The sequence below is a fragment of the Microbacterium mangrovi genome (genome assembly GCF_000802305.1).
Lineage (GTDB): Bacteria > Actinomycetota > Actinomycetes > Actinomycetales > Microbacteriaceae > Microbacterium > Microbacterium mangrovi.
On record NZ_JTDK01000002.1, the window covers coordinates 126,778 to 140,112 of the forward strand.

Sequence of the window (13,335 nt, forward strand, 5' to 3'; positions counted from 1 at the left end):
GAGACGGGCCTACGCGGTGATGCGTTCCCGGACCAGGGCGCCCGCGCGCTCCGCTTCGGGAACCGGGTTCCCCGCCGGATCGATCTCCCACGCGTCGTCCAGGGCGTCGAGGGCGCGCTCGAACCGGGCCGGGTCGTCGGCCGACAGCGTGAAGACGGGCTGGCCCGCCGCGACGCGGTCGCCGGGCTTGACGAGCAGGTCGATCCCGGCGGCGTGGATGACCGGGTCCTGCGCACGGGCTCGTCCGGCGCCGAGTCGCCAGGCGGCGACGCCGAACGGGAGGGCGTCCATGCGGGTCACGACGCCCGCGGCGGGAGCGGTCACCGTGTGCGTCTCGCGCGGCACGGGCAGGGCGGCATCCGGATCGCCGTCCTGGGCGCGGATCATGCGGCGCCAGGCATCCATCGCGCGTCCGTCGGCCAGGGCTGCCTCGACATCCGCGTCCGGCTGCCCGGCGAGGGCGAGCATCTCGCGGGCGAGGGCGGTGGTCAGGGCCACGATGTCGGCCGGTCCGCCGCCGGCGAGCACCTCGACGGATTCGCGGACCTCGTTCGCGTTGCCGATCGCGAGGCCGAGCGGAGTGTTCATGTCGGTCAGCAGCGCCGTGGTCGCCACCCCGGAGTCGGTGCCGAGCTCGACCATCGTGCGGGCGAGTTCGCGGGCACGATCGAGATCTTTCATGAACGCGCCCGAGCCGAACTTCACGTCGAGCACGAGGGATGCCGTCCCCTCGGCGATCTTCTTCGACATGATGCTCGACGCGATGAGCGGGATCGCCTCCACCGTGCCGGTGACGTCGCGCAGTGCGTAGAGCTTCTTGTCGGCGGGGGCAAGACCCGACCCGGCGGCGCAGATCACGGCGCCGACGTCGCGCAGCTGCGCGGTCATCTCGTCGTTGCTGAGCGCCGCGCGCCACCCGGGGATCGACTCGAGCTTGTCGAGCGTTCCGCCGGTGTGCCCGAGTCCGCGCCCGGACAGCTGCGGGACGGCGACGCCGAAGGATGCCACCAGCGGCGCGAGCGGCAGGGTGATCTTGTCGCCGACTCCGCCCGTGGAGTGCTTGTCGACGGTGGTCTTGCCGAGGCCCGCGAACGACATCCGCTCGCCCGAGCGGATCATCGCGTCGGTCATCACCCGGATCTCGTCGCGCGCCATGCCGCGCAGCAGCACCGCCATCGCGAACGACGCCATCTGCGCGTCGGAAACGTAGCCGCGGGTGTATGCGTCGACCATCCACCGCAGGGCGTCTTCGGGCACCTGCCCGCCGTCGCGCTTGGTGCGGATGACGTCGACGGCGTCGAACTTCTCAGTCATCGGGCCGTCTCCAGGTCGCGGGGGCCGAAGGCGTCCGGCAGCACCTCTTCGATGGTGCGGATGCCGGACACCGTCCACAGGAGCATCCCCGGCACGGCGTGCTCGAACAGCAGCTGCCGGCAGCGGCCGCAGGGCATGATGATCTCGCCGTCCGAGTTGACGCAGGCGAACGCGACGAGCTGACCGCCGCCGGACATGTGCAGCTCCGAGACGAGCCCGCACTCCGCGCACAGGGTCAGTCCGTACGACGCGTTCTCGACGTTGCAGCCGCGGATGACGCGGCCGTCCGACACGAGCGCGGCCGCGCCCACCTTGTATCGCGAGTACGGCACGTACGCGTTCTGCATGGCCTCGGCGGCTGCGGCGCGCAGCTCGTCCCAGTCGATGTCTGTCATCTCATCCCTTGATGTACGGCTTGCCGTCGGCGGCGGGTGCGCGGATCTGGCCGGCGAACCCGACGACCGCGAGGATCGTCACGACGTACGGCAGCATCAGCATGAACTCGGACGGGATCGGCGTGCCGAGCACGTTGAGCAGGTTCTGCAGGTTCTGCGCGAAGCCGAACAGCAGCGCCGCCAGCGTCGCCCGGATCGGGTCCCACCGGCCGAAGATGACCGCGGCCAGGGCGATGAAGCCGAGCCCGGCGGTCATGTCCTTGGTGAAGTTCGGCACCGACACGAGCGTGAAGTACGCGCCGCCGATGCCGGCGATCGCACCGGCGAGCAGCAGGTTCCAGAACCGGGTCGGGTTGACCTTGATGCCCACGGTGTCGGCGGCCTTCGGGTGCTCGCCGACCGCGCGCAGGCGCAGGCCCCAGCGGGTGCGGTACAGCGCCCACGACACGACCGCGACCACGACGTACATCAGGTAGACGAGGAAGGTCTGGTCGAAAAGCACCGGCCCGATGATCGGGATCTCGGACAGGATCGGAATGGCGAACGGCTTGAACGGCGTCGGGGAGTTCAGCGCCCCGGCGTTGTCGGCCAGCACGGCCGTGTACAGGAAGCCGGTGAGACCGGACACCAGCACGTTCAGCACGACACCGACGATGACCTGCTCGACGATGTACTTGATCGCGAACACGGCGAGCACGGAGGCCACCAGGATGCCGCCGATCATCGCGCCGACGAGGCCGACGAACGGGTTCTTGGTGAGGCTGCCGAGCACCGTGGCCGTGAACGCGCCGAGCAGGAACTGCCCTTCGATCGCGACGTTCACGACGCCCGCGCGTTCGCCGATGACGCCGCCGAGCGCACCGAAGATCAGCGGCACGGCCAGCGACAGCGAGCCGGCGAGGAGTCCCACCACCGGCACGGCGGCCTGCGAACCGGCACCCGACCAGGTGAGGAACGCGAACATGGCGAGGATCGAGTACACGATCGACAGCCAGATCGGCGTCGGCCGGTAGCTGAAGGCCCGCAGCAGCGAGTACAGGGCCAGCAGCAGCGCGATGGTCCACGAGATCCAGATGGCCGGCTGCGCCGGCACCTCGATGGAGCCGAGCTTGATGGCCGCGCCGCTCTCGGCGAGCCGGTAGGACGTGTCGCCGTGGGCCGGGGCGAGGAGGAAGAGGAGTCCGAGCAGGGCCACGATCGCGAGCAGGGTGATCGGGACCTTGAGCTTGCGGACCCGGACGACGGCGTGCTGGATGGTGCCGTCTTCGGCGGTCTGCGCCTCTGCGATGGTCATGCTGCCGCCGCCTCCTTCTTGGCCGCCTTCTTGGTCGCTTTGCGCACGGCGATCGCCTTCTTCTCGGCATCCGTCTTGGGCAGGAAGAAGATCGCCCGGACGAGCGGCGGCGCGGCGATGAACAGCACGATCAGCGACTGCACGACCAGCACGATGTCGACCGGGATCCCCTGCATGGCCTGCATCGTGAAGGATCCGGCCTTAAGCGCGCCGAACAGCAGACCGGCGAAGAGCGTGCCCCACGCGCGGCTGCGGCCGAGGAGCGCGACGGTGATCGCGTCGAAGCCGATGCCCGCGTGGATGCCGGCGTCGAACCCGCTGGTGATGGTGCTCTGGATCTGGATCATGCCGGCCAGACCCGCCAGGCCACCGGCGAAGAGCATCGCGTAGACGAACATGCGCGGCACGCTGATGCCGGCCGCCCGTGCCGCGTTCGGGTTCTCGCCCACCGCGCGCATGCGGAAGCCGAGGCTCGAGCGCTCGATGAGCCACCACACGATCAGAGTCGCCAGCAGCACGACCGGGAACGCCCACGTCAGCTGCGGGTACTGCGGTCCGAACAGCGGCGGGAAGACCGCGTTGGCGGGCGTCGGCGCCGAGATCGGCTGGTTGGTGCCCGGCTTCTGCAGCATGCTCGGGGTGCGCACCATCCACGACACCAGGTAGAAGGCGATGTAGTTGAGCATGATCGTCAGGATCACCTCGTGCGCGCCGGTGCGCGCCTTCAGGAGACCGACGATGCCGCCCCACACCGCACCGCCGATGATGCCGACGACGAGGGTGATCGGCAGCTGCAGCCACATCGGCAGGCCGAGGTTGAACGTGAACAGCGCCGAGGCCGCGCAGGCGATCAGCATCTGGCCCTGGGCACCGATGTTGAACAGACCCACGCGGAACGCGAGGGCGACGCCGAGGGCGGCGGCCGTCAGCGGCGCCGCGAACCCGAGGGTGCTCGTGAACGGCAGGATCGCCTGCTGGAACGACGAGGCCCCGAAGTTGATGATCGACCCCTGGAAGAGGGCGACGTAGGCGCCGACGACGGCGTTCCAGGCGGCCACGATCGTGTCGCTGGGGCGGGCGAAGAAGTAGCCCGCCGCCTTCTGCACGGCCGGGTCGGTGATCGCGATCAGGATGCCGCCGACGATCATCGCCAGCACGATCGCCAGGATCGTGGTGACGACGCTGCCGCGCATGATGTCGCGGATGACGAGGTTCTGGCGCGGCGGCGGCGGGACGTCGCCCTGGGTCGGGGTGCCGTGCAGGCCGGATGCCGCGGTCTTCGCGGCGGCCGTCTGCGCCGCGGCCTCGGACTGGAGCGCGAGGCTCTCGGCTCCGGCGTCGGGTGCGCCGGACGGGGTGTCAGTGCTCATGCGGCATCCTCTTCGGGGTGTTCTCCGGCCATCATGAGGCCGAGCACGTCGCGCGGGGTGTCGCCGGGCACGATCCCGACGATCGCTCCGCGGTACATGACGGCGATGCGGTCGGCGAGGGCGGCGACCTCGTCGAGCTCGGTCGAGACGACGAGCACGGGGATGCCGGCGTCGCGCGTCTCGATGATGCGCTTGTGGATGAACTCGATCGATCCGACGTCCACGCCGCGGGTCGGCTGCGACGCGAGCAGCATCTTCAGGTCGCGGTTGAGCTCGCGGGCGATGACGACCTTCTGCTGGTTGCCGCCGGAGAGCGCACCGGCGGGGGTCTGCGGCCCCTGCGTGCGGATGTCGAACTCCGTGATGCGGGCCTTGGCGAAGTCGTCGAGGGTGCTGCGGTTGATCGTGCCGGCCGAGCTGAACGCCTTGTCGCTGGAGCGGTCGAGGATGAGGTTCTCGGCGACCGAGAAGGCCCCGACGAGGCCGTCCTCGTTGCGGTCCTCCGGGACGAAGCCGACGCCGGCGTCCAGGACGCCGCGCACGCTCCGGCCGACGAGCTCGGTGCCGTCGAGCGTGATGGTTCCGGTGACCCCGCCGTGCAGGCCCATGATCGCCTCGGTGAGCTCGGTCTGGCCGTTGCCCTGGACTCCGGCGACGGCGAGGACCTCGCCGGGGTGCACGTCGAACGAGATCGTGTCGACCAGGACCGTGCCGTTCGGGGAGATCACGCGGAGGTCGCGCACCTCGAGGCCGCCGGAGGGCTTGATCTTCGGCGGGTCCTTGTGCACGGTCAGCTCCACCGCGCGGCCGACCATCAGCGAGGCGAGCTCGGTGTTGGAGGCGGTGGGCTCGGCCTGGCCGACGACCTTGCCGAGCCGGATGACGGTGATGCGGTCGGCGACCTCGCGCACCTCGCGCAGCTTGTGCGTGATGAACACGATCGACGTGCCCTCATCGCGCAGCTGGCGCATGATGCCCATCAGCTCGTCGGTCTCCTGCGGGGTGAGCACCGCGGTCGGCTCGTCGAACACGAGCACCTTCGCGTCGCGCGAGAGCGCCTTGATGATCTCCACGCGCTGCTGCACGCCCACCGGCAGGTCGCCGACGATCGCGTCGGGGTCGACCTCGAACCCGAAGCGGGTGGCCACGTCGCGCACGTGCTTGCGCGCGGCGGCCAGGTCGAGCGATCCGAGGGCCTTCGTCTGCTCGTGGCCGAGCATGACGTTCTCGGCGACCGTGAAGACGGGCACCAGCATGAAGTGCTGGTGCACCATGCCGATGCCGGCCGCCATCGCGTCGCCCGGTCCGCGGAAGTGGTGCGGAACGCCGTCGAGGAGGATCTCGCCCTCTTCGGCCTGGTAGAGGCCGTAGAGGACGTTCATGAGGGTGGATTTGCCCGCGCCGTTCTCGCCCAGGAGGGCGTGGATCTCTCCCGGCTCGACGGTCACATCGATGTGATCGTTCGCCGTGAAGGACCCGAAACGCTTCGTGATTCCACGGAGCTCAAGCTTCATAGTGTGCACCTTATCCGGTACGTGGGACCTGCGCGTGGGATCGATTGAACGACACGAAGCGACGACCGTGGTCGCCGCTTCGTGTCGTCAGCCGATGGTGTCAGCCCTTGGGGGTCGCCGGGGACTGAACGACGATCTTGCCGTCGATGATCTGCTGCTGCAGGGTCTTCAGCTCGTCGGTGAGACCGGCCGGCAGCTTCGACTCGAAGTCGTGGAAGCTGCTGAGGCCGACGCCGCCGTTCTTCAGCGTGCCGACGTAGGTGGTCGCGTCGAACTTGCCGGTCGCGCCCGCCATCACGGCGTCGTGCACGGCGACGTCGATGCGCTTGAGGATCGAGACGAGCACCACGTCCTTGACGCTCGGGTCGGCGACGGCGAGGTCGCTGTCCACACCCAGCATGACGGTGTCCTTGCCGCTGTCGCGCATGGCCGCGGCCGCGCTCAGGTAGATCGGACCGCCGACGGGCAGAACGACGTCGGCACCCTGGTCGAGAAGACCCTGCGCCGACTGCTTCGCCGTGTCGTTCGCCTGGAAGCCGCCCGTGAAGGAGCCCTTCTGGGTGGACTTGTTCCAGCCGTAGGTCTGAACGTTCTTCTTCTTGTCGGTGTTGAACTTCGCAACGCCGTCGACGAAGCCGTCCATGTAGATCGTCACCGGCGGGATCTGCATGCCGCCGAAGGTGCCCACCTTGTCGGTGCCCTTCGCGTTGCTCCAGGCGGCCGCGGCGTAACCGCCGAGGTACGCGGCCTGAGCGGTGTCGAACAGCAGCGGCTTGATGTTCGGGGCGTCGGTCTTGCCGTCGCCGTTCGCGTCGGCCGGGTCGTCGACGATCGCGTAGTCGATCTTCGGGTTGGCCTTGGCGGAGGCGATCGTCGCCGCCGACAGGTTGAAGCCGACCGAGACGATGTACGTGCAGCCGCCCGAGACGAGGGCCTGCATGTTCGGCGTGTAGTCGCTGGCCGACTTCGACGTCACCTGCGTGAACTTGATGCCGAGGGAGTCGGCGGCTTCCTTCATGCCGTTCAGGGCCGACTCGTTGAAGGAGTGGTCGTTGAACCCGCCGCTGTCGGAGACGATGCAGGGCTTGAAGCCCGCGACGGCCGTCGGGCCGTTGCTGCTCGGGGTCGCCGTGGGTGCGGATCCGCAGCCGGCGAGAGCGAGGATGAGGCCCGCCGCGGCGGAGACGCCGACGAGCTTTCGGGTGGTAGAGATGGTCACGCATGCCTCCACATGACGAATGATGACCGCGAATTTCGCGGCGGGATCATATGAAGGTACCCAGTCTCACGACCGTTCGCACCCGATTCCACGGAAGGTGTGCGAAATGGTTACCAACCCGAGACCGTCGGGCCCGTCCCGGCCTACAGGACGTCGCCCCGTCCGGTGAGCTTGAGCGCATCCACGACGCCCTTCACCCGCTGGGCGTTCTCGCTCGTGGTCACCAGCAGCGCGTCGGGGGTGTCGACGACCACGATGTCCTTGACGCCGATCAGGCTGATCACCCGGCTGGTCTGGCTGACGACGATGCCGCTGGCGGCATCCGACAGGATCCGCGCGTTCTCGCCGAGGATGGCGAGATCGTTCTTGCGGCCCGACGAATTGAGCTTGGCGAGGCTCGCGAAGTCCCCCACGTCGTCCCAGTCGAAGTGGCCCGGGATGACGGCGAGGCGTCCGGCCGCCGCCACCGGCTCGGCCACCGAGTAGTCGATGGCGATCTTCTTCAGCTGCGGCCAGATGCGGTCGACCGCGGGGCCGCGCTGGTCCCGGTCGTCCCATGCCTCGGCGAGCTCGAGGAGCCCGGCGTGCAGTTCGGGCTCGGTCGCCGCGATGGCGTCCAGCAGCACGTCCGCGCGGGAGATGAACATGCCCGCGTTCCACAGATACGACCGGTCCGCGAAGTACATGCGTGCCGTTTCGAGGTCGGGCTTCTCGATGAAGCGCTCCACCTTCGCGGCTTCCGGCGCACCCTCGATGATGAGCTCGTCCGACTTGCGGATGTAGCCGAAGCCGACCGACGGCTCGGTGGGCGGGATGCCGATCGTCGAGATGTAGCCCTCGCGCGCGACGGCCACCGCCTGGCGCACCGCCCACTCGAACAGGTGCGGGACGCGGATGACGTGGTCGGCGGCGAACGAGCCGACGATGACGTCCGGTTCGCGGCGGTGCAGGATCGCCGCGGCCAGGCCGATCGCGGCGGTCGAATCGCGCGGCTCGGACTCGAGGACGACGTTGCGGTCCGGGATGCCGGGAAGCTGCGCCTCGACCGCGGCACGATGGGCGCGACCGGTGACGACCGCGATGCGATCGGGGCCGGTGAGCGGCTCGAGGCGATCCCACGTGTCACGCAGGAGTGACTGCCCCGACCCGGTGAGGTCGTGCAGGAACTTGGGGGCGTCTGCCCGCGACAGCGGCCACAGCCGCGATCCGATGCCTCCCGCCGGGATGATGGCGTGGAAGTCGGAGATCCGGTCACTCATGCGTCCGAGGGTAGCCAGTCCCGGCTTTGCAGACGCTGTGCCGACGCCGCGAGAGCCGGTGCGCGGGCATCCGCCCGGGCGATGCTCGGACGTCCGAAGGTAAGGGTGCCCTGTCCGGCACACCCCGAGCGCTGGGAATAGGATGTGAACGGCGCCCGTGCGACGCCAGGGATTCTTCCCCCATCCTTGCGGCCCGTTCCGTGGCCGCGCGCATTCGTAAGGAGGACGGTCGTGTCGGCTTCCACACGCCTCACACCGCAAATCTCTCAGACGACCTCCCGGACCCCCCGCGGCACCCTGTACCGCGGACACACCGGCATGTGGTCCTGGGTCTTCCACCGCATCACCGGTGTCGCCATCTTCTTCTTCCTGCTGGTGCACGTGCTCGACACGGCACTGGTGCGGGTCTCGCCGGCGGCGTACAACGCCGTCATCGGCACATACAAGAACCCGATCATGGGACTCGGCGAGATCGTGCTGGTCGCGGCGATCGCGTACCACGCGTTCAACGGCCTGCGCATCATCGTCGTCGACTTCTGGTCGAAGGGCACGCGCTACCAGCGTCAGCTCACCTGGGCGGTCTGGACCATCTGGGCCATCCTGATGGTCGGCTTCGTGCCGCGCCAGCTGATGGTCATCGCCGCCGAGATCACCGGAACGCACTGAGAGGGGCACGGACATGACTGCTGAGACCATCGCCGCCCCCCGCACCCCCGCGAACGCGCCGCGCAAGAAGGGCTCCAACCTCGAGAAGTGGGGCTGGATGTACATGCGCATCTCCGGCGTGCTGCTCGTGGTGCTCATCTTCGGGCACCTGCTCGTGAACCTCGTGCTCGGCCAGGGCGTGCGTCAGATCGACTTCGCCTTCGTCGCCGGCAAGTACGCCACGCCGTTCTGGCAGTGGTGGGACGTCCTGATGCTGTGGCTGGCCTTCATCCACGGCGCCAACGGCATGCGCACGATCATCGCCGACTACGTCACGCGCGCCTCGGTGCGCAAGACCCTGACCGCCCTCGTGTGGGTCGCGGCCGGCATCCTCATCATCCTCGGCACCCTGGTCGTCTTCACGTTCGACCCGTGCCCGGCAGGCGCTGCGAAAGACCTGCTGCCCAGCTTCTGCCCTGCTTCGTAAGCACACGTCCTAGGAGTCTCGTGAGCACCGACACGGAAGACGTCGTCATCAAGGACGGCGTGCACTACCACCAGTTCGACATCGTGATCGTGGGCGCCGGCGGCGCCGGCATGCGGGCCGCCATCGAGGCGGGCCCGGGCGCGAAGACGGCGGTCATCACCAAGCTGTACCCGACCCGCTCGCACACCGGTGCGGCGCAGGGCGGCATGGCGGCGGCGCTGGCCAACGTCGAAGAGGACTCGTGGGAGTGGCACACCTTCGACACCGTCAAGGGCGGCGACTACCTCGTCGATCAGGATGCCGCGGAGATCCTCGCGAAAGAGGCCATCGACGCGGTCATCGACCTCGAGAACATGGGCCTGCCGTTCAACCGCACGCCCGACGGCAAGATCGACCAGCGGCGCTTCGGCGGGCACACCGCCGACCACGGCAAAACCCCGGTCCGCCGGGCCTGCTACGCCGCCGACCGCACCGGCCACATGATCCTGCAGACGCTGTTCCAGAACTGCGTCAAGCTCGGCATCAACTTCTTCAACGAGTTCTACGTGCTCGACCTGATCACCGTCGGCGAGGGCAAGGACAAGCAGATCGCGGGCGTCGTCGCGTACGAGCTCGCCACCGGCGACCTGCACGTGTTCCAGTCCAAGGCCGTGATCTTCGCGACCGGCGGCTTCGGCAAGATCTTCAAGACCACCTCGAACGCGCACACCCTCACCGGTGACGGCGTCGGCGTGATCTGGCGCAAGGGCCTCCCGCTGGAGGACATGGAGTTCTTCCAGTTCCACCCGACCGGCCTCGCCGGCCTCGGCATCCTCCTCACCGAGGGCGCCCGCGGTGAGGGAGCCATCCTGCGCAACGCGTCGGGTGAGCGCTTCATGGAGCGCTACGCCCCGACGATCAAGGACCTCGCCCCGCGTGACATCGTCAGCCGCTGCATGGTGCAGGAGGTCGCGGAGGGCCGCGGCGCCGGCCCGCACCGCGACTATGTGCTGCTGGACTGCACCCACCTGGGCGCCGAGGTCCTCGAGACCAAGCTCCCCGACATCACCGAGTTCGCCCGCACCTACCTGGGCGTCGACCCGGTCGTGGAGCCGGTGCCGGTCATGCCGACCGCGCACTACGCGATGGGCGGCATCCCGACCAACATCAAGGCCGAGGTGCTCGCGGACAACACGACCGTCGTGCCGGGCCTGTACGCCGCGGGCGAGTGCGCCTGCGTGTCGGTGCACGGCTCCAACCGTCTGGGCACCAACTCGCTGCTGGACATCAACGTGTTCGGCAAGCGCGCCGGACGCAACGCGGTCGAGTACGTCCAGACCGCCGACTTCGTGCCGCTGCCCGAAGACCCGGCCGGCGCCGTGCGCGACATGATCGAGAGCGTGCGCAACAACCCCGGCACCGAGCGCATCGCCGTGCTGCGCAAGACGCTGCAGGACGAGATGGACCGCAAGGCCCAGGTGTTCCGCACCGACGAGTCGCTCGGCGAGGTGCTCGGCACCATCGAGGAGCTGCGCGCCCGGTACAAGAACATCCACGTCGACGACAAGGGCAAGCGGTACAACACCGACCTGCTCGAGGCCGTCGAGCTCGGATTCCTCCTCGACCTCGCCGAGGTCGTCGTCTACGCCGCCCGCAACCGCAAGGAGAGCCGCGGCGGCCACATGCGCGACGACTACCCGACGCGCGACGACGAGAACTACATGAAGCACACCATGGCGTACCTCACCGGCGACCCGCACTCGTCGGATGCGGACGACCACATCAACCTGGACTGGAAGCCCGTCGTGTTCACGAAGAACGAACAGGGCGAGCTGCGGTACCCGCCGTTGGAGAGGAAGTACTGATGTCGGCTGCGATCGTGGACCCCGACGCCGTGCACGAGATCGACGAGGCGGCCGGCGACACCGGCATCCAGTCGTTCCTGGTGACTTTCAACGTCCGCCGCTTCAACCCCGAGACGGACTCCGAGCCGCACTGGGTCGACTACGACGTCGAGGTGTACTCGACCGACCGTGTGCTGGATGCCCTGCACAAGATCAAGTGGGAGGTGGACGGCTCGCTGGCCTTCCGCCGCTCCTGCGCGCACGGCATCTGCGGGTCGGACGCCATGCGGATCAACGGCCGCAACCGACTGGCCTGCAAGACGCTGATCAAGGACCTCGACATCTCGAAGCCCATCTACGTGGAAGCCATCAAGGGCCTGCCGCTGGAGAAGGACCTCATCGTCGACATGGACCCGTTCTTCGCGTCCTACCGCGAGGTGCAGCCGTTCCTGATCGCGAACTCGAAGCCGGAGCCCGGCAAGGAGCGCATCCAGTCGATCAAGGACCGCGCGATCTTCGACGACACCACCAAGTGCATCCTGTGCGCCGCGTGCACCTCGTCGTGCCCCGTGTTCTGGACCGACGGCCAGTACTTCGGGCCGGCGGCGATCGTGAACGCGCACCGGTTCATCTTCGACTCGCGCGACGACGCGGGCGACGTGCGACTGGACATCCTCAACGACAAGGAAGGCGTGTGGCGCTGCCGCACCACCTTCAACTGCACCGAGGCCTGCCCGCGCGGCATCGAGGTCACCAAGGCGATCGCCGAGGTCAAGCAGGCGGTCCTGCGCGGACGCGCCTGATTCCATCACATCCCTTCCCCTTCGGAGCACCGATCAATGACGATCACCGCTGCACCGCCACGCGCCGCGCGCGTGGCGGTGACTGCTTCCTACGCCGCCCAGGCCCTCGGCTACGCCGTGCTGGTCACGTCGCTGCCCGCTCTGAAGGCCCGGCAGGATGTCGATGACACCGTCATCTCCCTGATCCTGCTCGGGGTCTCCATCGCCGCGGCGCTCGGATCGGTGCTGGCGGACCTCGTCGCGGTGCGCTGGGGAAGCCGCGTCGCCCTCGCCGTCGGGCTCATCGTGGAGGCGGCCGCTCTTCCGGTGGTGGCCGTCCAGACCCCGTTCGCGGTGTTCGTGGCATCCCTCGCCGTCTACGGAATCGGGCTCGGCTGCGTGGATGCCGCGTCCTCGATGCAGGGCGTCGCCGTGCAGCGCCGGTACGGCCGGTCCTTGATGGGCGGGTTCTTCGCCGGGTACACCGCGGCGGCCATCGCCGGGGCCCTGCTGGTGTCGGGCGTCGCCGCCTCCGCGGTGGGCGCCGGCGTCGCGATCGCCACGGCGGCCGTCATCGCCCTGATCGTGGCACTCGTGGGCCTGCGGCTGTTCGCGCGCGACGTGCCCGTCGACGTGGAGTTCAGCGACAAGGCGGAGCGGCGCCGGCTCCCCCGCGCCGGCATCTGGGCGTTCGGACTCGTCATCCTCGCCGTCTTCGTCGTCGACTCGTCGGTGAGCACGTGGAGCACCGTGTATCTGCACGACAACCTCGCCGCCATCGCCTGGGTCGCGCCGCTCGGCTACGCCGCCTACCAGGCATGCATCCTGCTCACCCGTCTCGCCACCGACAGGCTGGTTCCGACCCTGGGCCGGGTGCGGCTGGTGCTGATCGCGACGGTCGTCTCGGTGGTCGGGTGCGTGCTCGTGGCCGTGCTGCCCTCGGCGGCCGCCGCGGTCGTCGGCTTCGCCCTCGCCGGCGTCGCGGTCGGCGTCATGGTGCCGATCACGTTCAGCGCGGCCGGCGAACTCGACCCCCCGCACAGCGACCAGATCATCGCACGGGTCAACATCTTCAACTACGCCGGCGTCATCGTGGGTGCGGTCATCCTCGGTCTTCTGGCAGGCGGGCCGGGCCTCGGACTCGGGTTCCTGCTTCCGGCGGCGGTGCTGGCGGCATCCCTCCTTCTCCTCCCCTGGTTCGCACGTGGACGCGTCGCCGCACGCGACTAATCT

The 13,335-nt window shown here is 68.9% G+C and carries 12 protein-coding genes; 5 read left to right on the forward strand and 7 right to left on the reverse strand.

The window, feature by feature from the left end; all coding sequences use genetic code 11:
* Positions 1 to 9: 9 nt before the first annotated feature.
* From LK09_RS02345 to LK09_RS02375, 7 genes are all read right to left on the reverse strand, one after another.
* Positions 10 to 1,314 carry a thymidine phosphorylase gene (locus LK09_RS02345; protein ID WP_039395331.1) on the reverse strand — a complete coding sequence of 435 codons (1,305 nt, stop codon included), beginning with the start codon at positions 1,312 to 1,314 and terminating at the stop codon, positions 10 to 12.
* Entirely contained in the window at positions 1,311 to 1,709 is a 399-nt protein-coding gene (locus LK09_RS02350) for a cytidine deaminase (protein WP_039395334.1), read from the reverse strand. Before LK09_RS02350 ends, LK09_RS02345 begins: the two co-directional genes overlap by 4 nt.
* Position 1,710: 1 nt before the next feature.
* The gene (locus LK09_RS02355; RefSeq protein WP_039395338.1) at positions 1,711 to 3,003 is read right to left on the reverse strand and encodes an ABC transporter permease; all 1,293 of its coding nucleotides are present in this window, start codon (positions 3,001 to 3,003) and stop codon (positions 1,711 to 1,713) included.
* Entirely contained in the window at positions 3,000 to 4,373 is a 1,374-nt protein-coding gene (locus tag LK09_RS02360; protein ID WP_082008000.1) for an ABC transporter permease, read from the reverse strand. Before LK09_RS02360 ends, LK09_RS02355 begins: the two co-directional genes overlap by 4 nt.
* Positions 4,370 to 5,887 carry an ABC transporter ATP-binding protein gene (locus LK09_RS02365; protein WP_039395340.1) on the reverse strand — a complete coding sequence of 506 codons (1,518 nt, stop codon included), beginning with the start codon at positions 5,885 to 5,887 and terminating at the stop codon, positions 4,370 to 4,372. Before LK09_RS02365 ends, LK09_RS02360 begins: the two co-directional genes overlap by 4 nt.
* 100 nt (positions 5,888 to 5,987) lie before the next feature.
* The gene (locus LK09_RS02370; protein WP_039395344.1) at positions 5,988 to 7,106 is read right to left on the reverse strand and encodes a BMP family lipoprotein; all 1,119 of its coding nucleotides are present in this window, start codon (positions 7,104 to 7,106) and stop codon (positions 5,988 to 5,990) included.
* A gap of 143 nt (positions 7,107 to 7,249) precedes the next feature.
* The gene (locus tag LK09_RS02375; RefSeq protein ID WP_039395347.1) at positions 7,250 to 8,365 is read right to left on the reverse strand and encodes a mannose-1-phosphate guanylyltransferase; all 1,116 of its coding nucleotides are present in this window, start codon (positions 8,363 to 8,365) and stop codon (positions 7,250 to 7,252) included.
* A gap of 231 nt (positions 8,366 to 8,596) precedes the next feature.
* Here LK09_RS02375 and sdhC point away from each other — a divergent pair, with 231 nt between their 5' ends.
* The 5 genes from sdhC to LK09_RS02400 are packed head-to-tail and all read left to right on the forward strand — an operon-like array spanning position 8,597 to position 13,332.
* Entirely contained in the window at positions 8,597 to 9,031 is a 435-nt protein-coding gene (sdhC, locus tag LK09_RS02380; RefSeq protein WP_082008001.1) for a succinate dehydrogenase, cytochrome b556 subunit, read from the forward strand.
* Between the two features lie 13 nt (positions 9,032 to 9,044).
* A complete protein-coding gene (locus LK09_RS02385) occupies positions 9,045 to 9,497 on the forward strand; it encodes a succinate dehydrogenase hydrophobic membrane anchor subunit (RefSeq protein WP_039395353.1) in 453 nt (150 codons plus the stop codon).
* 20 nt (positions 9,498 to 9,517) lie between these two features.
* Entirely contained in the window at positions 9,518 to 11,341 is a 1,824-nt protein-coding gene (gene sdhA, locus LK09_RS02390) for a succinate dehydrogenase flavoprotein subunit (RefSeq protein WP_039395355.1), read from the forward strand.
* Positions 11,341 to 12,123 carry a succinate dehydrogenase iron-sulfur subunit gene (locus LK09_RS02395; RefSeq protein ID WP_039395358.1) on the forward strand — a complete coding sequence of 261 codons (783 nt, stop codon included), beginning with the start codon at positions 11,341 to 11,343 and terminating at the stop codon, positions 12,121 to 12,123. Before sdhA ends, LK09_RS02395 begins: the two co-directional genes overlap by 1 nt.
* 36 nt (positions 12,124 to 12,159) lie before the next feature.
* On the forward strand, positions 12,160 to 13,332 hold the full coding sequence (locus tag LK09_RS02400) for an MFS transporter (RefSeq protein WP_039395362.1): 1,173 nt from the start codon (positions 12,160 to 12,162) through the stop codon (positions 13,330 to 13,332).
* Positions 13,333 to 13,335 lie beyond the last annotated feature (3 nt).

Coding starts and splice junctions, on each gene's coding strand:
- LK09_RS02360 (WP_082008000.1), bottom strand. CDS start 4,373: ATGAGCACTGACACCCCGTCCGGCGCACCCGACGCCGGAGCCGAGAGC.
- LK09_RS02385 (WP_039395353.1), top strand. CDS start 9,045: ATGACTGCTGAGACCATCGCCGCCCCCCGCACCCCCGCGAACGCGCCG.
- LK09_RS02365 (WP_039395340.1), bottom strand. CDS start 5,887: ATGAAGCTTGAGCTCCGTGGAATCACGAAGCGTTTCGGGTCCTTCACG.
- LK09_RS02350 (WP_039395334.1), bottom strand. CDS start 1,709: ATGACAGACATCGACTGGGACGAGCTGCGCGCCGCAGCCGCCGAGGCC.
- LK09_RS02375 (WP_039395347.1), bottom strand. CDS start 8,365: ATGAGTGACCGGATCTCCGACTTCCACGCCATCATCCCGGCGGGAGGC.
- LK09_RS02395 (WP_039395358.1), top strand. CDS start 11,341: ATGTCGGCTGCGATCGTGGACCCCGACGCCGTGCACGAGATCGACGAG.
- LK09_RS02355 (WP_039395338.1), bottom strand. CDS start 3,003: ATGACCATCGCAGAGGCGCAGACCGCCGAAGACGGCACCATCCAGCAC.
- LK09_RS02400 (WP_039395362.1), top strand. CDS start 12,160: ATGACGATCACCGCTGCACCGCCACGCGCCGCGCGCGTGGCGGTGACT.
- LK09_RS02345 (WP_039395331.1), bottom strand. CDS start 1,314: ATGACTGAGAAGTTCGACGCCGTCGACGTCATCCGCACCAAGCGCGAC.